The 18,693-nt window shown below is 72.7% G+C and carries 22 protein-coding genes; 18 read left to right on the forward strand and 4 right to left on the reverse strand.

Annotated elements, in window-relative coordinates:
- Position 1: 1 nt before the first annotated feature.
- A complete protein-coding gene (locus ACIBQZ_RS13090) occupies positions 2–682 on the reverse strand; it encodes a response regulator (RefSeq protein WP_396088799.1) in 681 nt (226 codons plus the stop codon).
- A complete protein-coding gene (locus ACIBQZ_RS13095) occupies positions 679–1,845 on the reverse strand; it encodes a sensor histidine kinase (RefSeq protein ID WP_396088800.1) in 1,167 nt (388 codons plus the stop codon). The genes ACIBQZ_RS13090 and ACIBQZ_RS13095 overlap by 4 nt, the downstream gene beginning before the upstream one ends.
- A 208-nt stretch (positions 1,846–2,053) precedes the next feature.
- Between ACIBQZ_RS13095 and ACIBQZ_RS13100 the strand changes: the two genes are divergently transcribed.
- Positions 2,054–2,725, forward strand: coding sequence for an ABC transporter ATP-binding protein (locus tag ACIBQZ_RS13100; RefSeq protein WP_396088801.1), 672 nt, complete (start codon positions 2,054–2,056; stop codon positions 2,723–2,725).
- Positions 2,722–3,447 carry a hypothetical protein gene (locus ACIBQZ_RS13105; protein ID WP_396088802.1) on the forward strand — a complete coding sequence of 242 codons (726 nt, stop codon included), beginning with the start codon at positions 2,722–2,724 and terminating at the stop codon, positions 3,445–3,447. The genes ACIBQZ_RS13100 and ACIBQZ_RS13105 overlap by 4 nt, the downstream gene beginning before the upstream one ends.
- On the opposite strand, the gene ACIBQZ_RS13110 is transcribed toward ACIBQZ_RS13105, so the two are convergent.
- Entirely contained in the window at positions 3,440–3,901 is a 462-nt protein-coding gene (locus ACIBQZ_RS13110; protein ID WP_396088803.1) for a hypothetical protein, read from the reverse strand. The genes ACIBQZ_RS13105 and ACIBQZ_RS13110 overlap by 8 nt on opposite strands.
- 18 nt (positions 3,902–3,919) lie before the next feature.
- Here ACIBQZ_RS13110 and ACIBQZ_RS13115 point away from each other — a divergent pair, with 18 nt between their 5' ends.
- The 16 genes from ACIBQZ_RS13115 to ACIBQZ_RS13190 all read left to right on the forward strand — a co-directional run bounded on the left by ACIBQZ_RS13115 (position 3,920) and on the right by ACIBQZ_RS13190 (position 16,467).
- Entirely contained in the window at positions 3,920–5,890 is a 1,971-nt protein-coding gene (locus ACIBQZ_RS13115; RefSeq protein ID WP_396088804.1) for a heavy metal translocating P-type ATPase, read from the forward strand.
- Positions 5,891–5,964: 74 nt separating this feature from the next.
- Complete coding sequence (locus ACIBQZ_RS13120) at positions 5,965–6,363, forward strand: hypothetical protein (RefSeq protein ID WP_396088805.1); 399 nt, start codon at positions 5,965–5,967, stop codon at positions 6,361–6,363.
- 153 nt (positions 6,364–6,516) lie between these two features.
- Positions 6,517–6,744, forward strand: coding sequence for a heavy-metal-associated domain-containing protein (locus tag ACIBQZ_RS13125; protein WP_396088806.1), 228 nt, complete (start codon positions 6,517–6,519; stop codon positions 6,742–6,744).
- On the forward strand, positions 6,741–7,502 hold the full coding sequence (locus tag ACIBQZ_RS13130; RefSeq protein ID WP_396088807.1) for an alpha/beta fold hydrolase: 762 nt from the start codon (positions 6,741–6,743) through the stop codon (positions 7,500–7,502). The genes ACIBQZ_RS13125 and ACIBQZ_RS13130 overlap by 4 nt, the downstream gene beginning before the upstream one ends.
- Positions 7,503–7,596: 94 nt before the next feature.
- Positions 7,597–8,007: a DUF6153 family protein gene (locus ACIBQZ_RS13135; RefSeq protein ID WP_396088808.1), complete on the forward strand. Its 411-nt coding sequence runs from the start codon at positions 7,597–7,599 to the stop codon at positions 8,005–8,007.
- 50 nt (positions 8,008–8,057) lie between these two features.
- Positions 8,058–8,681: a DUF305 domain-containing protein gene (locus tag ACIBQZ_RS13140; protein WP_396088809.1), complete on the forward strand. Its 624-nt coding sequence runs from the start codon at positions 8,058–8,060 to the stop codon at positions 8,679–8,681.
- Between the two features lie 191 nt (positions 8,682–8,872).
- Entirely contained in the window at positions 8,873–9,160 is a 288-nt protein-coding gene (locus ACIBQZ_RS13145) for an SHOCT domain-containing protein (RefSeq protein WP_396088810.1), read from the forward strand.
- A gap of 16 nt (positions 9,161–9,176) precedes the next feature.
- Positions 9,177–9,365, forward strand: coding sequence for a hypothetical protein (locus tag ACIBQZ_RS13150; protein ID WP_396088811.1), 189 nt, complete (start codon positions 9,177–9,179; stop codon positions 9,363–9,365).
- Positions 9,366–9,591: 226 nt separating this feature from the next.
- Complete coding sequence (locus tag ACIBQZ_RS13155; protein ID WP_396088812.1) at positions 9,592–10,245, forward strand: DUF6789 family protein; 654 nt, start codon at positions 9,592–9,594, stop codon at positions 10,243–10,245.
- Complete coding sequence (locus ACIBQZ_RS13160) at positions 10,245–11,366, forward strand: hypothetical protein (RefSeq protein WP_396088813.1); 1,122 nt, start codon at positions 10,245–10,247, stop codon at positions 11,364–11,366. The genes ACIBQZ_RS13155 and ACIBQZ_RS13160 overlap by 1 nt, the downstream gene beginning before the upstream one ends.
- Before the next feature lie 35 nt (positions 11,367–11,401).
- A complete protein-coding gene (locus ACIBQZ_RS13165) occupies positions 11,402–11,887 on the forward strand; it encodes a hypothetical protein (protein ID WP_396088814.1) in 486 nt (161 codons plus the stop codon).
- A gap of 27 nt (positions 11,888–11,914) precedes the next feature.
- Entirely contained in the window at positions 11,915–12,373 is a 459-nt protein-coding gene (locus ACIBQZ_RS13170; protein ID WP_396088815.1) for a hypothetical protein, read from the forward strand.
- A 107-nt stretch (positions 12,374–12,480) separates the two neighbouring features.
- A complete protein-coding gene (locus ACIBQZ_RS13175; protein ID WP_396088816.1) occupies positions 12,481–13,308 on the forward strand; it encodes a ThuA domain-containing protein in 828 nt (275 codons plus the stop codon).
- 60 nt (positions 13,309–13,368) lie between these two features.
- Positions 13,369–13,764: a DUF2750 domain-containing protein gene (locus ACIBQZ_RS13180; protein ID WP_396088817.1), complete on the forward strand. Its 396-nt coding sequence runs from the start codon at positions 13,369–13,371 to the stop codon at positions 13,762–13,764.
- A gap of 169 nt (positions 13,765–13,933) precedes the next feature.
- The gene (locus ACIBQZ_RS13185) at positions 13,934–15,256 is read left to right on the forward strand and encodes a GH1 family beta-glucosidase (protein WP_396088818.1); all 1,323 of its coding nucleotides are present in this window, start codon (positions 13,934–13,936) and stop codon (positions 15,254–15,256) included.
- Positions 15,253–16,467, forward strand: a complete 1,215-nt coding sequence (locus ACIBQZ_RS13190; protein ID WP_396088819.1) for an MFS transporter — start codon at positions 15,253–15,255, stop codon at positions 16,465–16,467. Before ACIBQZ_RS13185 ends, ACIBQZ_RS13190 begins: the two co-directional genes overlap by 4 nt.
- A 153-nt stretch (positions 16,468–16,620) precedes the next feature.
- On the opposite strand, the gene ACIBQZ_RS13195 is transcribed toward ACIBQZ_RS13190, so the two are convergent.
- Positions 16,621–18,609 carry a hypothetical protein gene (locus ACIBQZ_RS13195; RefSeq protein WP_396089131.1) on the reverse strand — a complete coding sequence of 663 codons (1,989 nt, stop codon included), beginning with the start codon at positions 18,607–18,609 and terminating at the stop codon, positions 16,621–16,623.
- Positions 18,610–18,693 lie beyond the last annotated feature (84 nt).

An 18,693-nucleotide genomic window follows, 5' to 3' on the forward strand; every position in this document is an offset into this window, starting at 1 on the left:
CTCAGCCGCCGGGCCGGACCAGACCGCTCTCGTACGCGACCACGACCAGTTGCGCCCGGTCGTGGGCGTCCAGCTTCATCATCGTGCGGTTGATGTGGGTCTTGACCGTGTGCGGGCTCAGCGTCAGGTGCCGGGCGATGTCGTCGTTGGACAGCCCGCCCGCCACCAGCGCGAGCACCTCGCGTTCCCGTTCGGTCAGGTCGGCGAGCCCGGTCGCCGGCAGCTGGTGGCTGCGTTCCGGGCGGGCGAGATAGCGGGCGATCAGGCTGCGGGTCGCGGCCGGGGTGAGCAGGGCGTCGCCGCGGTGCACCACGCGGATCGCCTGGAGCAGTTCCGCCGGCTCCGCGCTCTTGCCCAGGAAGCCGCTCGCCCCGCTGCGCAGGGCCTCGAAGACGTACTCGTCGATCTCGAAGGTGGTCAGGATCAGCACCCGGACCCCGGCCAGGTCCTCGTCGGCGGTGATCGCCCGGGTGGCGGCCAGCCCGTCGAGGCCCGGCATCCGGATGTCCATCAGCACCACGTCGGCCCGGGACTCGCGGGCCCGGGCGACCGCCTCGACCCCGGTACGGGCGGTGCCGGCCACGCACATGCCCGCGGTGGCCCCGATGAGCGTGGCGAAGCTGGCCAGCAGCAGCGGCTGGTCGTCGGCCAGCAGCACCCGGATGGCCGGTTCGCCGGTCACGCGGCACGCCCGGCCGGCAGCATCGCGGTGATCCGGAAGCCGCCGGTGGGCCGGGGCCCGGCCAGCACGGTGCCGCCGAGCGCGGCCACCCGTTCCCGCATGCCGACGATGCCGTGCGCCTCCCGGGCCGGCGGCGCGACCGGCGGGCCGTCGTTGTCGACGGTCACGGTCAGCGACTGCGGGTCGCGGCGCAGGGTGAGCCGGACCTCCACCGGGCCGGCGTGCTTGCACACGTTCGTCAACGCCTCCTGGACGATCCGGTACGCGGTGACGTCCACCGCCCAGGGCAGCGTGGTGGTGTCGCCGTCCTGCCGGCGGACGACGCGCAGGCCGGACCGGGTGAACGAGGCCAGCAGGTCGTCCAGCGCGGCCAGGCCCACGGTCGGCTCGACGGGCGCGTCGGCGTCCTCCGGCCGGCGCAGCAGCCCGACGGTGTCCCGGAGCTCGTCGAGGGCGGCGCGGCTGCCGTGCCGGATCTGGTCGAACGTCTCGCGGACCGGGGCCGGCTGGTCGGTCAGGACGTGCCGGGCGACGCCCGCCTGCACGTTGATCAGCGCCAGGTGGTGCCCGACGCTGTCGTGCAGGTCGCGGGCGATGCGCAGCCGCTCCTCGGTGACCCGGCGCCGGGTCTCGGCCTCGCGGTCGCGTTCGGCGTCCTCGGCGCGCAGCAGCACCTCGGCCAGATAGGCGCGCCGGTGCCGGGACGCCTCGCCGGCGGCGACGGCCAGCCCGCCGAGCGCGGCCAGCGCGACGTTCTCCGGGCCGAGCCAGCGCGCCGGCGCGCCGAAGGTGTGGAACGCGCCCAGCACCAGCACCAGCAGCCCGGCGACGAGCAGCGACCGCCGGCGGTCGGTGTGCTCGGCGACCGTGTAGAGGGCGACCAGCGGCGCGGCCAGGATCAGGGTGTCGCCGGTGCCGGGCTGGCGGGCCAGGTAGAGCTCGGCGGCCACCGTGGTGACCAGCAGGACCGGGTACGGCCAGCGCCGGCGCAGCACCAGCGCCGCGCACGCGACGGTCGCCAGCACCAGCGGGGCCAGCTCGCGGAGGTGGTGCGGGCCGGTGGTGGTCAGCAGCGCCGCCACCCACACCAGCGCGGCGATCGCCGCGTCGGCGACGTGCGGGCGGCGGTGCGCCGTCCGCTGCAGGTGGGCGATGACGAGCATGTCCACACGGTACGGCCGGGCAGGTGGCCGGCGCCTCCTCCGGCCGGGGCATCCGTGGCATACCGCGCCCGCGGTACGGCGAAGATGCCGCGGCCGGGCGATGAGAACAGGGCTGCCCGGACGCGAGAGTCAGGGTCGTTGCGTTTACCGGGAAGGGACTGCGATGACCGACTTGTCCGTCCGAGGACTTACCAAACGGTTCGGCGCCGTGACCGCCGTACAGGATCTGAGCTTTGCGGTCGGTCCCGGGGTGACCGGCTTCCTCGGCCCCAACGGGGCCGGCAAGACCACCACGCTGCGCATGCTGCTCGGCCTGGTCCGGCCGACCTCCGGTACGGCGACCGTGGACGGCCGTCCCTACGCCGAGCTGGCCCATCCGCGCCGGGTCGTCGGCGCGCTGCTCGAGGCGTCCGGCTTCCATCCCGGCCGCACCGCGCGGCAGCATCTGCTGATCCAGGCGCAGCTGGCCGGCCTGCCCGCCGCCCGGGTGGACACGGTGCTGGACGAGGTGGGTCTCGGCGCGGACGCCGGGCGCCGGGTCGGCGGCTACTCGCTGGGCATGCGCCAGCGGCTCGGCCTCGCCTCGGCGCTGCTCGGTGATCCCGCCGTGCTGATCCTGGACGAGCCGGGCAACGGCCTGGACCCGGCCGGGATGGCGTGGCTGCGGTCGCTGCTGCGGGATCTCGCCGGGCAGGGCCGCACGATCGTGGTGTCCAGCCACGTGCTGGCCGAGGTCGCCCAGACCGTCGACCGGGTGGTCATCGTCAACGGCGGGGTGCTGCGGTTCGCCGGCCCGCTCGCCGAGCTCTCCGGCGCCGGGGACAGCCTGGAGGCTGCCTTCCTGCGCCTGACCGCCGAACTGGAAGGGAGCGCCCGGTGATCCTCGCCGCGGAAGTCCGCAAACTGCGCACCGTCCGCAGCGGCTGGCTGCTGCTGGCCGCCGCGCAGGCCGTCATCGTCGCCGGCGTCAGCGGCCTGATGATCAGCCGCGACGACGTCACCTCACCGGCCGCGCAGCGGGAGGCGGTGGCGCACATCGGCCTGGTCTCGCTCTTCACCCTGGTGCTGGGCATCATGGCCGTCGCGGGGGAGTACCGGCACCGCACGATCAGCGACGCCTACCTCAGCACGCCCCGCCGCTACCGGGTGGTGCTCGCCAAGCTCGGCGTCTACACCGCCGCCGGCGCCCTGTTCGGCGTGATCGCCGCCGGTACGGCCCTGGCGGCCACCGCCGTCTGGCTCAGCGCCAAGGGCTCGTCGCTCGACATCTCGTCGGGGGACCTGTGGCGCACGGTGCTCGGCGGCATCGGCTGGAACGCCGCCTTCGCCGCGATCGGGGTCGGCGTCGGGGCGCTGGTCACCAACCTGATCGCCGCGGTGGCCGCCGCGCTGGCCTGGCTCGCCCTGGTCGAGGGCATCGTCGGTCAGCTCATCGGCGACGCGGGCCGGTGGCTGCCGTTCGCGCTGGGGTCGGCTCTCGACGGGCTGCCGGGCCTGGTGGACGGCCCGCCGCAGTGGCAGGCCGGGCTGGCGCTGGCCGGCTACGCCGCGGCTTTCGCGGGCGCCGCGGTGGTGACCACGGTCCGCCGCGACATCACCTGACCACATTCCCCCTGGCGTGATACCCCTGGGGGGTATATCGTGGGCGGCGGAGGCGATGGAGATGAGCTCTGCAGACCACGACCAGCACGGAGCGCCGCGCGGCGGCGGCGGCATGCGGACGAGCGACCGGGCCCAGGCACGGGACGAGGGCGTGCCGCCGCCGCCCGCCGCTGCCGCCGCGGCTAGCGGGCATGGCCAGCACGCCGGTCATGCCGGCCCGGGTGGTCCCGACCGGCACGCCGGTCATGCGGACCCGGGCGGTCCCGCTGGCCACGCTGGCCACGTCGGTCACGTCGGTCACGACGGTGCCGCCGGTCACGTCGGTCACGACGGTGCCGCCGGACATGCCGGTCACGACGGTGCCGCCGGACATGCCGGTCACGACGGTGCCGCCGGACATGCCGGTCACGACGGTGCCGCCGGACATGCCGAACATGGCGGTCATGACAAGCACGCGGGCCATGATCCGGAGATGTTCCGGCGGAAGTTCTGGCTGAGTCTGGCGCTGACCGTGCCGATCGTGGTGACCAGCCACATGGTGATGGACTGGTTCGGCTACTCGCTCGACTTCCCCGGCCTGAGCCTGATCGGCCCGGTGCTCGGCACGATCGTCTTCGGCTACGGCGGATGGCCGTTCCTGGCCGGCGCCGTCTCGGAGATCCGCGACCGGGCGCCCGGCATGATGCTGCTGATCTCCATGGCGATCACCGTCGCCTACGCGGCCTCGCTGGCCACCAGCCTCGGGGGGTTCGACCTCGACTTCTGGTGGGAGCTGGCCGCGCTGGTGACCGTCATGCTGCTGGGGCACTGGCAGGAGATGAAGGCCATCGGCCAGGCCCAGGGCGCCCTCGCCGCGCTGGCGGCGCTGCTGCCCGATCAGGCCGACCGGGTCGCCGCCGGCGGGGACGTCGAGCGGGTCCCCGTCGCGGAGCTGCGGGTGGGTGACACGGTGCTGGTGCGCTCCGGCGGCCGCGTTCCCGCCGACGGGCGCATCGTCGACGGGGTGGCCGAGCTCGACGAGTCGATGATCACCGGGGAGTCGCGCCCGGTGGCCCGGGGCGTCGGTGACCGGGTCGTGGCCGGCACGGTCGCCACCGACTCGGCGCTGCGCGTACGGGTCGACGCGGTCGGTGACGACACGGCGCTGGCCGGCATCGGGCGGCTGGTCGCGCAGGCGCAGCAGGCCGGCGGCCGGGCGCAGGTGCTGGCGGACCGCTTCGCGGCGATGCTGTTCTATGTCGCGACCGCGGTGGCGGCAGTGACGTTCGGCGTGTGGTGGTTGCTCGGCGACCTGAGCGGCGCGGTCGTGCGTACCGTGACAGTCCTGGTCATCGCGTGCCCGCACGCGCTCGGCCTGGCCATTCCGCTGGTGATCGCGCTGTCCACCGCGGTGGCCGCCCGGGCCGGGATCCTGGTCAAGGACCGGCTGGCGCTGGAGCGGATGCGGACCGTCGATGCCGTCCTGTTCGACAAGACGGGCACCTTGACCAAGGGCGCGCACACGGTCACCGGCATCGCCGCCGTTCCGGGTGAGACCGAGGACGACGTGCTCCGCCTGGCCGCGGCGGTCGAGGCGGACAGCGAGCATCCCCTGGCCCGGGCGATCGTCGCCGTCGCCGATCGGCGCGGCCTGCGCGCCTCGGCGCGGGACTTCCGGTCGCTGACCGGCCGCGGGGTCCGGGCCGTCGTGGATGACGTTGCGTACGCCGTCGGCGGGCCGTCGCTGCTGCGCGAGCTGCACGCCGAGGTGCCGGCCGACCTGCGGCACACCGCCGGGCAGTGGTCGCGGCGCGGCGCCGCCGTCCTGCATCTCCTGCGGCTGCCCGAGGGTGGCGCGCCGCAGGTGGTGGGGGCCTTCGCGCTCGAGGACGAGGTGCGGCCCGAGGCGCGCCAGGCCATCACCCAGCTGCGCGAGCAGGGCATCCGGAAGATCGTGATGATCACCGGGGATGCTCGCCCGGTGGCCGAGGCGGTCGCCGCCGACCTGGGCTTCCGCCCCGGGGTCGACGAGGTCTTCGCCGAGGTGCTGCCGGCCGACAAGGACCGCGCCGTCGCGGAGCTGCAGGCGCGCGGGCTGCGGGTGGCGATGGTCGGCGACGGCGTCAACGACGCGCCGGCGCTGGCCCGCGCGGACGTCGGCATCGCGATCGGCGCCGGCACGGATGTGGCGATCGAGTCGGCCGGGGTGGTGCTGGCCTCGTCCGACCCGCGCGGGGTGCTCGGCGTGATCCGGCTGTCGCGGGCGTCGTACCGCAAGATGATCCAGAATCTCGGCTGGGCGGCCGGCTACAACATCGTCGCGATCCCGCTCGCCGCCGGGGTCCTGGCCTGGACCGGGTTCACGCTCAGCCCGGCGGTCGGCGCGATCCTCATGTCCGCGTCCACCATCGTCGTCGCCCTCAACGCGCAGCTGCTGCGTACCGTGCGGCTCACCGCGCAGTGACACCCGGCGGGTGCTGCCGGCCCGACCGGGTGACGGCCGGTCCGGCAGCCGTCGCCGTTGGGTAATCTGCGACCGTGGACCGCCTCCGACCGCCGACCGCCTGGCCCGGGCTGGTGCGGTGGTTGACGGTCGCGCTCGTCCTCGCCGGGCTCGGGCTGCTGCGGTGCGGCCACTGTGACGCATCGCCGGCGGCTCAGCACCCCGGGTCCACCGCCGCGGCGATCACCGCCGCGGCGGCCGATCGCGACCATGACGACCATGACGACCATGACGACCATGGTGGCGGCCCCGCGGTGTCCGACAGCTGCCACCTGCTGCCGCTGACCGGCCCCGCGGCGCCCACCGTCGCCGCGCTGCGCACAGAACCGTCGATGCGGGCCGTCGCGGTCGTCGCCGCCCAGCGCCTCGTGCTGCCGTCGGGACGATCCATGCCGCCCGTCGCCCTCGACGCGCTCGGCGTCTCGCGCACGTAGCAGAAGCCGCCCTCCGGGGCCCGCCGCCAGCCCACTGCTCGCCGTCGAGACGACGGCGACGCGGCTCCTTCTGCCCGCGCCACCCAAAGGGACATCTTCCATGGACCTGTACGCCGTACACGCCGGCCGCTCGACGGTTGCCCGGAGGCCGGCATGAGCAACAACAGCACGCACACCTTCACCGTCACCGGCATGCGTTCCGCCTCCTGTGCCCGGCGCATCGACCGTGCTCTCGAGGACCTGCCGGGGGTGCACCGGGCACAGACCTCCGTCACGGCCGGCCGCACCGTCGTCGACACGGACCCGTCCGGCGCCGACCTCGACGTGCTGGTCGCGGTCCTGGCCTCGCTCGGCTTCACGGCGAAGGTGCAGGCGTCATGAGCGCCGGCCGGCTGGCCCCGGTGCGCTCGACCCGCTGCTGGCCCGCTCCGGGAGGCATGTGGAGCTACGACACCTGGGGCGCGCACGGGCGCCCGGTGATCCTGCTCCACTCCGTGCTGTTCGACCGGGCCATGTGGTGGCCGATCGCCGCGGACCTGCGTACCGAGGCCACGATGATCGCCGTGGACCTGCCGGGACACGGCACCTCGCCGGGCCGGGGCCGCTACGACCCGGAAGCGCTGGTGGCGGACCTGGCGCACCTGCTGCACGGGCTGGGCACGACCCGGGCGCCGGTCGTGGTCGGCCACGGCGGCGCCGCCGGCCTGGCCGAGCTGTTCGCCGTCCGGTTCGCTGCCCATGCCCTGGTCACGGTTGATGCCGTGGCGTCGTCGGGGTTCGCCGCGCCGGTCGGTGTGGATCAGGTGTGGCGGTATCTGGCCGCGATGTCCGCCGATTCGCTGCCGCCGTCCTACCGCGGTCTGGTCACCGCCGCGGCGGATCCGGCGTTGCTGGCCGGATACCTCGACTGCGTCACCGCCGGGCGCCCGGGCCCGGGGGAGCCACAAGCGACGTGTCAGCGGCTGGAGATCCGCAGCCAACGGCCGGGAGCGGAGGAACTGGCCGCCGTCGCTCCGTGGCGCCGGGTCGTCTACCAGGTGCCGGGCCGGTTCGCGCACCTCGCTGACGTGCCGCGCTTCGTGGCGGACCTGCGGTCGGTGCTGCTGCCCGCGTACTCTCCTCGCAGCCGGCAGTCCTGACGCCGGCCACGGCACTCTCCCGGCGCCGGAGGACGCGCGCTAGCGTGGACGGGTGCTGCGCGACGGAAGGGGACCAACCGGGCGAATCGCCCGATTGGTCCTGCTCGCCTGCACGCTCTTCGGCCTGGCGACCATGCACACCCTGGGCCACGCCGGCATGCGTATGCCCACCGCCGACCATCACGCGGTCGAGGCGGTCGAGGCGATCACGGCGGTCACGGCGGTCACGGCCGTTTCGGCCGTTTCGGCCGCTCACGGTGACTGCGACGGAGGGTGCGCGCACGCGCCGGGATCGTCGCCGCCCGGTGGCATGGCCGGCTGGGCCGTCTGCGTCGCCGTGCTCGGCGCGGTGCTGGTGATCTTCCTGCTCGCGCTGGTGCTCGTCCGGTCACGCAGACGTGGGCCGTTCGCGTGGCGGATCAGCCGCGGGGATGCCGGGTCCCGTGGTCCCCCGGTCAGGCGGGTGGGGCTCGCCCTGGCCGCCGGGTCGGTGCTGCGCATCTAGGACACCGCTGTGTCCCGATGCCCCTTCACCGATCCCGAAAGGCCTTTGTTGTGTTGAAGCATTCCGTACTGCCGCGCCGTGTCCTGCTCGCGGGCGCGACCGCGACCGCGCTGCTGGCGTTGGCCGCCTGCGGCGACGACGTGCCGGGCTCCGGCATGGATCACGGTTCGGCCGTGAACCCGAGCGCGACCGCCTCGGCCGGCGCGGCGGCGTTCAACGACGCCGACGTCATGTTCGCCCAGATGATGGTCCCGCACCACCGCGAGGCCGTCGAGATGGCCGGGCTGGCCGCGACCCGCGCCGCCGACCCGGAGGTGAAGGCCCTGGCCGCCAAGATCGAGGCGGCCCAGCAGCCGGAGATCACCACCATGACCGGCTGGCTCGGCGCCTGGGGCCAGCCGATGCCGGGCACGTCCCTGCCGAGCATGGACCACGGCGCGATGCCGGGTGACATGGCGCCGGCCGACCTGGAGAAGCTGCGGGCGGCGCGGGGTGCCGCGTTCGACCGGCAGTTCCTCACCATGATGATCATCCATCACGAGGGCGCGATCACGATGGCCCAGGACCAGGCCCGGGACGGCGCGAGCACCGACGCCAAGGCCCTCGCCCAGAAGATCGCCGCCGACCAGCAGGCGGAGATCGCGACGATGAAGACCCTCCTCGACCGGCTGTAGGAACGTCGTGCCGGCCGGGCGCCTCCCCTCGAGGCGTCCGGCCGCCGCCGGCACGGGACCTTCGGCTCCGTCGAGGTGCCGTCCGCCGGTGCCGGCCGGGGCCGGCCGCGCGCACCGTGAAGGTGTGGGGGCAACGACCCGTGATCGGGCCGCGTCGTCCACCGCGACGGCGACCGAGGAGGTCGATCATCATGATGTACTACGGCACCGGCATGAACGGTTGGGGCTGGGTGCTGATGAGCCTCAGCGGCCTGCTGTTCTGGGGCCTGGTCGTGGCGGCCGTCATCGCCGCCGTCCGGTACACCAGTGGCGCCGGGCGGCGCGCCGAGCCGGTGGTCCCCGGTCTCACCCCGCAGCAGGTGCTCGCCGACCGGTTCGCCCGCGGCGACATCGACGAAGAGGAGTACACCCGGCGCCTGCGCGTCCTCAACGAGGCGCCACCGGCCTCCGGGCCCGGCCGGGGATCCAGCGGAACCTGACCGCCACTGCCACGTCATGAGCACGTCCGGGAGCCCGGCCTGCCCCTCGGCCGTCGAGACGAAGCCACCGGCGCCGGCGCCGGCGCTGCCGCGCGCCTCGGCCGCCGCACCGGCGCCCGGGACCATCGAGAACGCGAAGAGCTGGAGCCCGGCGATCGCGAGACCCGGCACGACGACCACGGCGACGCCCGGCCCGGCGCCGTAGCCGAGCAGGCCGGCGCGGTGCACATCGCCGTCGTGGCCTGACCGGCTGCGCTCATCGAACGGGCGGACCTGGCCACGGCCCGGCTCGACCGGCACGCACATGCCTGGGCAACCCTCGGACCCCTTTCGGGGAAGTGTCGTGCACCCGACGCCCTGCTGCACAGAAGCATGTGTACAGTCCGGTTTGACTCGCTTACGGGTAGTTACCGCTGATCCGAGGTGGCGCGATGCCCACATCGCTTGATACCAGGCGTCAGCTGCTGCCCCGGATTCTTCTGGGCGCCAGCTGCGCGGCGACCGGCGGGGGTTTACTGCTCTTCTTTCTGACCGGCATTCCACTCTGGGCCGGGCTCGGCGCGGTCGCCGGGCTTGCGGTCGGTGCGTGGGTGGTGCTCTGGCCACGCCTTGCCGTGCCGTCCCGCATCCTGATCCTGCGTCGATGCCGGATCGGTCTGATCGCCGGAGTCCCGTCGATCATCGCGTACGACGTGAGCCGTTACGTGTTGGTGCGGGCGACGGGTTCGTCCGTCAAGCCGTTCGGAGCCTGGCCGATGTTCGGCGAGCTGCTGGGTGCGGGGCCCCACACCGGCGTACCGGCCTTCGTGGTCGGTGCCGGCTATCACGTGCTGAATGGTCTGGGTTTCGCCATGGCGTTCGCGGTCGTTCTCGGCGAGCGCGGCGTACTCGCCGGGATCATCTGGGCGATGGTGCTGGAGACCGCGATGGTGACCTTTTATCCCGGGTGGCTGGGATTGGCCGCGCTGCAGGAGTTCGTCAGCATCACGATCCTCGGTCACGTGGCCTACGGCACGGTCCTCGGCTGGCTGAGCCGGCGGCTCAGCCGCCAGGATCCGCAGGCGGTGCCGCAGTGGACAGCTTGATGCAGCTCCTCTGGCTGCGCCTGCCACTTCGGCTCGCGCGGGTGTGGCCGGGTGCGGGCATAGCGCTCTCCGACGGTCACTACCTCACCCGCTGGCCACCACTGGCACTGCTGGCTGCGGTGCCGTGCCTGGCGATCGGCGTCGCCCTGGGAGCGATGCATCAGGGCCGGACCTTCACCTACAGTCTGCTGTTGTTGCTGGTCCTCGGAGTCATCGGTCAGCTCGGCGCGGCGTTCGGTCTGTGGGCGACGATCGGCTACGCCTTCGGTGACCTCGTGCTGCACGAGGCGGTCGCGTATGACACGACCATCGTGCGACATGTCCTGCCGAGTCTGTTGAGCTACGCGGTGCTCGGCCTGCTGACGGTCATGATTCCGCTGACCGCGATCGGAACCCGCGGCGTCGTACGGTCGTTGCGCGCCCTGTCCGAGGCGGTGAAGCGGATCGCTGAACCGGTGGCGGCCGGCGTGGTCGGTGTCCTCGGCGGCTACATCTGGGCACAGACCACCCCGCTGCTGATCCGTCCGGTCTTCACCTGGGCGCAGGATTCTCCTGACACCGCCGCCATCGCACCCCTGCAGAACGGCCGATGGGTGATCGCCACGACGTTGGGTGCGGCCGCGGTGGGCCGGGTGTTCCTCGACCGTTACGCCGTACGCGGCAAGACAGCGACGTTCTCGCACATCCTCTGGGCCGGGCTCGGCGCGGAGATCGGCCGAGGACCGCGGCGGGGCGCCGCCGGATGGTTGCTGACCCTGCTCGGCGCCGTCGGGGCGACCCTGCTGATGGCCGGCGTGATCGACAGCTGGGTCCAGGGCGTGCTGGTGCTGGCGTTCTTCGCGGGCCTGCTCGCGTTGCGTCACTATCTGATCCTCAGCAACCCGCGCTTCGTCGCTCTGCTCGCACGCATACCGCTGCCGGCGCGCCTGGCTGCCGGGCTGGTGCTCGCCTACCTGATCGGCAAGGTGGTGATCTCGCACTACTGGTACAGCACGCAGACCTTCCTGCCGGTCCTCGCCAGTGCCTGCGCCGCGATCGCCGTCATCACACTGCTCACTCTTCCGCCGCCGGGACGTGAGCAGGAGACCCTGCCGCTGCCACGCCGGACGGGCCGATCATGACCGCGGCCGTTCGCGGGGTGACCAGGCTGGGCGTCGTGGCCGCCACCGCGGCGCCGATGGTGCTCGTCGGTGATCCTGCGCTGGCCGACAACTGCAGCGGCCTGTCCGACTGCTTCTTCACTCTCGCCGCAGGCCTGTTGATCGCCGCGCTGCTGGCTCTGTTGCTGGCCTTCCTGATCGGATCGGGCGGCACCGGCTTGTTCGTCTTCGCCGGGGCGGGCGGGCTGCTGTCCGAGGCTGCGGTGGCCACCGCGTTGGCCAATGCGGCCGCTGCGGCCGCCGCGGCAGCGGCTGCGGCAGCCGCCGCGGGCACGGTCGTGCAGATGTCGTCCAACGGCACACCGGGCAACAACCAGGCGCAGAACAAACAGTTCAACGACGCGGTCCGGAAAGCCGAGCGCGACCTGAACCGCAAGCTGGACAAGGGCGAGGTCCGGCGGATCCACGACGAGATCACCGGCCAGAACCTGGGCTTCCATGAGATCGTCCAGGTCATCATCGACATGTTCGGTGGTGGCTGAGATGTGCGGCGAGAAGGCTGGAGCGAGATGAACCCGCAAGCGAACGACCAGGGTGCCGTCGCGGCGGCGCTCGCTTCCGCGTACGGGGAGAAGGTCTGGGGAACCACCCTCGGAGTCGGCAGCTTCCTCACCCTTGAACTCGGCGCCCAGCGTCCCGCCCGGGAGCCCACCGGACGCCCCCACGGCACCTTCCACCTGTGGGTCTACTGCTCCGCGTGGCGCATCGAGACGACACAGCAGATCATCGCGAGTTCCGAGGACGCCCGCGAGAAGCTCGAGCCGGCCGTCAAGGTCCTCGACGGGCATACGTTGCACAACGCCGAGGTGCAGTGGCCCTCGCTGTCCGCGACCTTTCACTTCGACGGCGGGCTGGTGCTGCGGACCTTCTCCATCTTCAGCGCCGAGTACGACCACTGGCTCTTCTACCTTCCCGACGAGCACGTGCTCACCGCCGGCCCCGGATCAACGGTGACCTTCTCACGCTGACCGGCTCAAGATCAGCGACCACTTCTCCGCCGGTCGGACACCCTTCCCGGGTTCGGCAGGAAGTCATACGCTTCGATCGATTGCCCGGTCGACGCTGAGGAGGGGTCATGAAGCGCTTGATGCGGTTCGCGGTTGCGGTAGTGGCGGCGGTGGGGCTCGCCGTCCCGGTGGGGTCGGCTGCCGTGGCCGGCCCGGCCTCGTCCGGGCATGCCCGTTTCAGCGCGCTGGTCTTCTCGAGGACCGCGGCGTTCCGGCACGACTCGATCCCGGCCGGGGTGGCCGCGATCCGGCAGCTCGGCGCCCGGCACCACTTCACCGTCGACGCGACCGAGGACGCCGGCGCGTTCACCGACGCGAACCTGGCCCGGTACGACGTCGTGGTGTGGCTGAGCACCACCGGTGACGTGCTGAACGACGCGCAGCAGGCCGCCTTCGAGCGCTACATCCGGGCCGGCGGCGGGTACGCGGGCATCCACGCCGCCTCCGACACCGAGTACGACTGGGCCTGGTACGGCGGGCTGGTCGGGGCGTACTTCCGGGACCACCCGGGCTCGGTCAACGCCCAGTTCCAGGTCGCCACGGTGAAGGTGCTCGGCCACGACACCGCCGCCACCCGGCCGTTGCCGCGCCGCTGGGAACGCGAGGAGGAGTGGTACAACTTCCGCACCAACCCGCGGGACACCGTACGCGTGCTCGCGGAGGTGGACGAACGCACCTACGACCCGCGCGGCTACAGCGTCCCCGGCGGCTCACCCGGGATGGGGCGGCACCACCCGGTCTCCTGGTGCCAGCCGTTCGACGGGGGCCGGGTCTTCTACACCGCGCTGGGGCACAAGGCCGAGTACTACGCCGAGCCGCTGCTGCTCGCCCACCTGCTCGGCGGCATCCGGATGGCGGCCGGCGTGACCCGCTTCAACTGCGGCCACGAGGACTGAGCCGGGCCGGCACCGCTACCATCGCTGCGGAATGCAAGCGATCGGATACTCGGAGGTCACGTGGCACCGGATGACATCTCGCGCGGCGAGGCGGACAAGCTTCGCCGCTTGGCCGAGGAGGCCCGGGTGACCCGGACGTTCGAGGTCATCGCCGACCGGGGCGCGCTGTGGGTCTGGGGCGACGAGGACGAGATCCTCTTCACCGAGGACGCGGCGCGCCGGACCCTGCTGCCGATCTGGCCGCACGCGACGGTGGCCCGGCTGGAGAACGAGGGCGAGGTCGACGGCGAACGCGCCATCAGGATCGCGGCAGACGTGTTCCTGAAGGAGTGGCTGCCGCAGCTGGAGGAGGACGACGCGGACATCGCGATCTTCCCGGTCGAGGACCAGCACGCGGCGGTCCTCACCCGCGCGGAGTTCCGCGCGAGGATGACGGCCGCGCTCCGGCTGAACTAGCATCGCCGATCACGCAACGGCCGGCCAAGGGAAACCCTGGCCGGCCGTTGTCATCTCGGCGGCGCGCCGGGAGAGTCCATTGCCGAAGGACGGATGGCTGCCGCATGCCTGGTCACCGGGCGGTCGCGACACTAATATGAGCCGCACTCACTTCCGAGGAGTTGTGCCCATGGCCGCATTGCCCAGTTTTCCGCCGAACTTCCTGTGGGGCGTCTCCACCGCGGCGTACCAGATCGAGGGCGCCGTCACGGAGGACGGGCGGGGCCGGTCGATCTGGGACACCTTCGCGCACACCCCCGGCCGGGTCCGGGACGGCGACACCGGTGACGTCGCCTGCGACCACTACCACCGGTATCCCGAGGACGTCGCGCTGCTCGCGGAGCTGGGCGTTGACGCGTACCGTTTCTCGATCGCCTGGCCCCGCATCCAGCCGCACGGTGCCGGGGCGGTCAATCCCCGGGGTCTGGATTTTTACGACCGGCTGGTTGACGAGCTCGGCGCCCGCGGCATCACCGCGGTGCCCACGCTGTTCCACTGGGATCTGCCGCAGGCGCTGGAGGATGCCGGCGGCTGGCTGAGCCGGGAGACCAGCTACCGGTTCGCCGAGTACGCCGCCGTGGTCGTGGACCGCCTCGGCGACCGGGTCAGCCGGTGGATCACGCTGAACGAGCCGATCGTGCACATGGCCGAGGGTTACGCCTTCGGCACGCACGCGCCCGGGCGGGAGCTGATGTTCGACGCCCTGCCGGTGGCGCATCACCAGTTGCTCGGGCACGGCCTGGCGGTGCGGGCGCTGCGGGCGGGCGGCGCGGCCGAGGTGATGATCACCAACAACTGCACGCCGGTGGTGCCGGCCAGCGAGTCGGCGGAGGATCTCGCCGCCGCGGCGGTCTACGACGGCTTCCACAACCGGCTCTTCCTCGATCCGGTGCTGCTGGGTGAAAATCCGCTGCTGGACGATGCTCCCTGCGTCCGGGACGGCGACCGGGAGATCATCGCGACGCCGCTGGACGCGCTGGGCATCAACTACTACAACCCGACCCGGGTCGCCGCGGCGCCGGACGGGTCGCCGCTGCCGTTCGAGATCGTCGCGATCGAGGGCGTGCCGACCACCGCGTTCGGCTGGCCGGTGGTTCCCGGCGGGCTGCGGGATCTGCTGGTCGGGCTGCGCGACCGGTACGCCGGCAACCTCCCGCCCGTCTACATCACCGAGAGCGGCTGCTCCACCGTGGACGAGGTCACCGGGGACGGGCGGATCCACGACACCGCCCGCATCGACTACCTCGACGGGCACTTGCGCGCGCTGCACGAGGCGATCGATGCGGGCGTCGACGTGCGCGGCTATTTCGTCTGGTCGCTGCTGGACAACTTCGAGTGGGCCGAGGGTTACCAGCAGCGGTTCGGGCTCGTCCGGGTCGACTACGACACGCAGCGCCGCACCCCGAAGGACTCCTACTCCTGGCTGCGCGCCGCCCTCCGAGACCAGAGATGACCACGACGGCGCAGCCGGCGCGGGTGGGTGCGCGCTGGATCGGCCTGCTGTCGCTGGCCAACCTCGGGCTGTGGATGGGGTACTTCGGTCCGCTGCAGGTGTTGCTGCCCAACCAGGCCGAGGATCTGTCCGGTGTGGACAAGACGACCGCGCTCGGCATCATCACCGGCGCGGGCGCGCTGGTCGCCGTCCTGGTCGGCCCGATCGCCGGTGCGCTGTCGGACGCGACGACGGCCCGCACCGGGCGGCGGCACACCTGGATCGCGGCCGGCGCCCTGCTCGGCTGTGCGGGGCTGGCCCTGCTCTCCGGGCAGCGCACCCTGATCGGGCTCACCCTGGGCTGGTGCGTCGCGCAGGCCGGGCTGAACACCCTGCAGGCCGGGCTCTCCGCGATCGTCCCGGACCGGACCCCGGTGCGGCAGCGGGGCCTGGTCTCCGGCTGGGTGGGCCTGACCCAGTCGATCGGGGTGGTCGTCGGGGTCCTGCTGGTCACGGTGGTGGCCGGCGGCTACTTCCTGATCGGTCTGCTGGTGGTGCTGACCGCGCTGCCGTTCGTGCTGGCCACACCCGACCCCCCGGTCCCGGCCGATGCCGCCCCGCGCTTCACCCTGGGTGGCCTGGCGGCCGTCTTCCGCTTCAGCCCGCGGGCGAACCCCGACTTCGCCTGGGCCTGGGCCACCCGCTTCCTGGTCCAGCTCGGCAACGCGATGGCCACGCTGTACCTGCTCTACTTCCTGCGCGACCGGGTGCGCCACCCCAGCCCGGAGGACGGGTTGCTGCTGCTCATCCTGATCTACACCGGCACGACGGTGCTGACCGTGGTGGTCGGCGGGGTCATCTCGGACCGGAGCGGCCGGCGCAAGCCCTCGGTGATCCTGTCCGGCTACGTGATGGCCGCGGCGGCCGGGCTGCTCGCGTTCTGGCCGACGTGGCCCGGCGCGCTGATCGCCGCCGCCGTGCTGGGGCTCGGCTTCGGCGTCTACCTGTCGGTCGACCAGGCGCTGATCACCCAGGTGCTGCCGACGGCGGAGGACCGGGCGAAGGACCTCGGCATCATCAACATCGCCAACTCGGCGCCGCAGGTGCTCGGCCCCGCCCTGGCCTTCCCGATCGTGGCCTACCTGGGCGGGTACCCGGCGCTGTACCTGGTGGTCGCGGCGGTCACCGTGCTCGGGTCGGTGCTGGTGACCCGGATCCGGTCGGTCGCCTGATCCACCGGGGGTGCACCGGCGGTCTCCCTCCGGTCCCGCGGCTCTTCGAGCTGGCGCGGAGCTGGTTCCCAGTAGGTGCTGGAGCTGGTGCGCTGCATCCGGTGGCCATCACCGGATGCAGCGCACCGGGCAGTCTCGCCGGCAACGAGGTCGTCAAGGCCGGTTGAGCGCCTGCTCCCACATCCGGGTGTAGGCCTCGGCGCCGTTCGTCAGCTGCTGCCGCAGCACGGGCCCGTCGCTGCCGGCCTGCCGGATGAGGTCGGTGGTCCAGTCCGCGTACAGGCCGTACTGGGCGACGCCGTCGGTGTTGAGGTCGAAGGTGCGCGTGCCGTACACCTGCTTGCTCACCGTGGTGCCGTTGGTCGCGGTGAACGGGTACGTCAGCGGGTCGGTGCCGCGCGGCGGCGCCTGCTGGCCCAGGCCGTTGACGTCGCTGCCGAAGCCGTAGCCGGTGATCGAGCCGCCGTGCGGCAGGGCCCGGTGGGCGCGCCACTCGGTGAGGAAGTCGCCGGCGGCGAAGGCGTAGGAGGCCACGAATCCGCCGCGGGCGAGGATCCGGTCGACCAGCGCCGGGTCCGACCACGAGTGCACGGAGGCCACGCCGGGATAGCGGGCCGCGTCGGCCAGGTCGAGCACCGCCTGCGCGGTCCGCACCCCCATGTGGTCAATGTGGATGATCATGCCGCGGCTGATCAGCTGCTGGATCAGGTACGTGCCCAGCGCGGTCAGGCCCCGGGTGTTGCAGATCTTGCCGCTGGGGTACACGGGCAGCATCGCCCCCGCGGGCAGGTTGAGCGGCCCGAGCTTCAGCAGCTCGGCGAAGTCGTCGCTGACCAGCGGCTGCTCGTTGTCGGACGGGCCGGTGCAGCTGGTGGCCGTCCACCAGTGGCCGGTCGACAGCAGGTTCGCCACGTTGATCGCCGCACCGGTGACCCCGGAGTCGAACCGGGTGCCGCCGAACGCGTTGTCGAACTTGTGCACCGGATACAGCCCGGAGACGCCGAGCGCCTGCAGCTCGTCGAGGCCCGCGTCGATGTCGGCCCGGGTGCACTGGGCGACGTCCTTGATCTCGCGGCAGCCGAACACCTCGGAGTTCTCCACGCCGACGAGGACGGCCAGCTTGCCCTGCGCCGCGATGCTGCGGACCTGGGCCGGCGTGGTGGCGATGCGGAACCAGCCCTTGCCCTTGCCGCCGTGCTGGGCGTCGATGTAGTCCTGCATGGAGTACAGATAGGTGGCCTGGACCCGGAGCTGCTCCATCTCGTCACACGACGTGTCGCGGTACGGGAAGAGCTCGCAGATCACCCGGTTCGCCACCAGCAGCGCGTTCAGCACCCGCTCGCCGGACCGCCACGTGCGCTCGATGCTGCGGTAGTACGACTGCTCGTGCAGCAGCGAGTTGGCCTGGGGCCAGTCCCCGAAGGTGGGCCATCCGTCCTCACGCGAGTCCACCACGTCGGTGCCGCCGATGATGCCCTCGAACAGCGCGCCCACGTTGAGGCTGGCGTGCGAGGAGCACCCCGCGAGTGCGTCCCGTACGCCGCCGGGGGCCCATGCCTCGCCGCAGTGCAGCCGCCCGCCGAACGCGGCGCCGGCGGTGATGTGGGCGTGCGGGTCGATGGTGCCGACGAGCTTGCCGCTGCCGTCCACCCCGGGCGAGGCGGTGCCGGATACACCGGGGTCGATGTCCGGCGGGGTGTAGCAGCCCGAGGCCGCGGTCAGCGCCACCGTGTTCGAGGTGCCGCCGGCGCCGAGTCCCCACAGGAACTGGCCCATGATCTGCCCGGTGGCGGTGTTGGTGAAGCGGTACCGGTCGCCGCTCACGGTCACAATGTAGTCGGCGCGGTCGCCGTACTTGTCGCCGGCCAGGATGAAGCCCGCGACGCTCTGGTAGGCCGGCGCACCGCCGGCGTCGAAGAGCTGGTAGCGGGAGAGCTGGGTGGCCTCCAGCCGGAACGGCGTGGCGGCCGCGGCGGAACTCGTGAAGCCGTAACCGGCCGAACTGCGTACCACGTAACCGATGGACCGGGTGCCGTCGTACGCCTGCAGTGCCGCGCACACGCCGTCGAGGGCATCGGCGGCGGCGGTGACCGGGGCGGCAGCGGCCGGTCCGGGGGAGAAGGAGACGGCCGCCGCCGGCATCAGCACGGCGAGGGCCAGCGCGAGGGAACGACTCGGCCGCCGCGTGCGACGGGGAGGACGGTGGAGCGAGGACAAAGGCATGGC

The organism is Actinoplanes sp. NPDC049599 (assembly GCF_044465625.1).
Lineage (GTDB): Bacteria > Actinomycetota > Actinomycetes > Mycobacteriales > Micromonosporaceae > Actinoplanes.

Excerpts from the sequence above, each read along its gene's own strand:
- ACIBQZ_RS13095 (WP_396088800.1), bottom strand. The coding sequence starts at position 1,845 with ATGCTCGTCATCGCCCACCTGCAGCGGACGGCGCACCGCCGCCCGCAC.
- ACIBQZ_RS13115 (WP_396088804.1), top strand. The coding sequence starts at position 3,920 with ATGTTCCGGCGGAAGTTCTGGCTGAGTCTGGCGCTGACCGTGCCGATC.
- ACIBQZ_RS13125 (WP_396088806.1), top strand. The coding sequence starts at position 6,517 with ATGAGCAACAACAGCACGCACACCTTCACCGTCACCGGCATGCGTTCC.
- ACIBQZ_RS13130 (WP_396088807.1), top strand. The coding sequence starts at position 6,741 with ATGAGCGCCGGCCGGCTGGCCCCGGTGCGCTCGACCCGCTGCTGGCCC.
- ACIBQZ_RS13145 (WP_396088810.1), top strand. The coding sequence starts at position 8,873 with ATGATGTACTACGGCACCGGCATGAACGGTTGGGGCTGGGTGCTGATG.
- ACIBQZ_RS13150 (WP_396088811.1), top strand. The coding sequence starts at position 9,177 with ATGAGCACGTCCGGGAGCCCGGCCTGCCCCTCGGCCGTCGAGACGAAG.
- ACIBQZ_RS13155 (WP_396088812.1), top strand. The coding sequence starts at position 9,592 with ATGCCCACATCGCTTGATACCAGGCGTCAGCTGCTGCCCCGGATTCTT.
- ACIBQZ_RS13160 (WP_396088813.1), top strand. The coding sequence starts at position 10,245 with ATGCAGCTCCTCTGGCTGCGCCTGCCACTTCGGCTCGCGCGGGTGTGG.
- ACIBQZ_RS13170 (WP_396088815.1), top strand. The coding sequence starts at position 11,915 with ATGAACCCGCAAGCGAACGACCAGGGTGCCGTCGCGGCGGCGCTCGCT.
- ACIBQZ_RS13175 (WP_396088816.1), top strand. The coding sequence starts at position 12,481 with ATGAAGCGCTTGATGCGGTTCGCGGTTGCGGTAGTGGCGGCGGTGGGG.
- ACIBQZ_RS13185 (WP_396088818.1), top strand. The coding sequence starts at position 13,934 with ATGGCCGCATTGCCCAGTTTTCCGCCGAACTTCCTGTGGGGCGTCTCC.
- ACIBQZ_RS13190 (WP_396088819.1), top strand. The coding sequence starts at position 15,253 with ATGACCACGACGGCGCAGCCGGCGCGGGTGGGTGCGCGCTGGATCGGC.
- ACIBQZ_RS13195 (WP_396089131.1), bottom strand. The coding sequence starts at position 18,609 with ATGCCGGCGGCGGCCGTCTCCTTCTCCCCCGGACCGGCCGCTGCCGCC.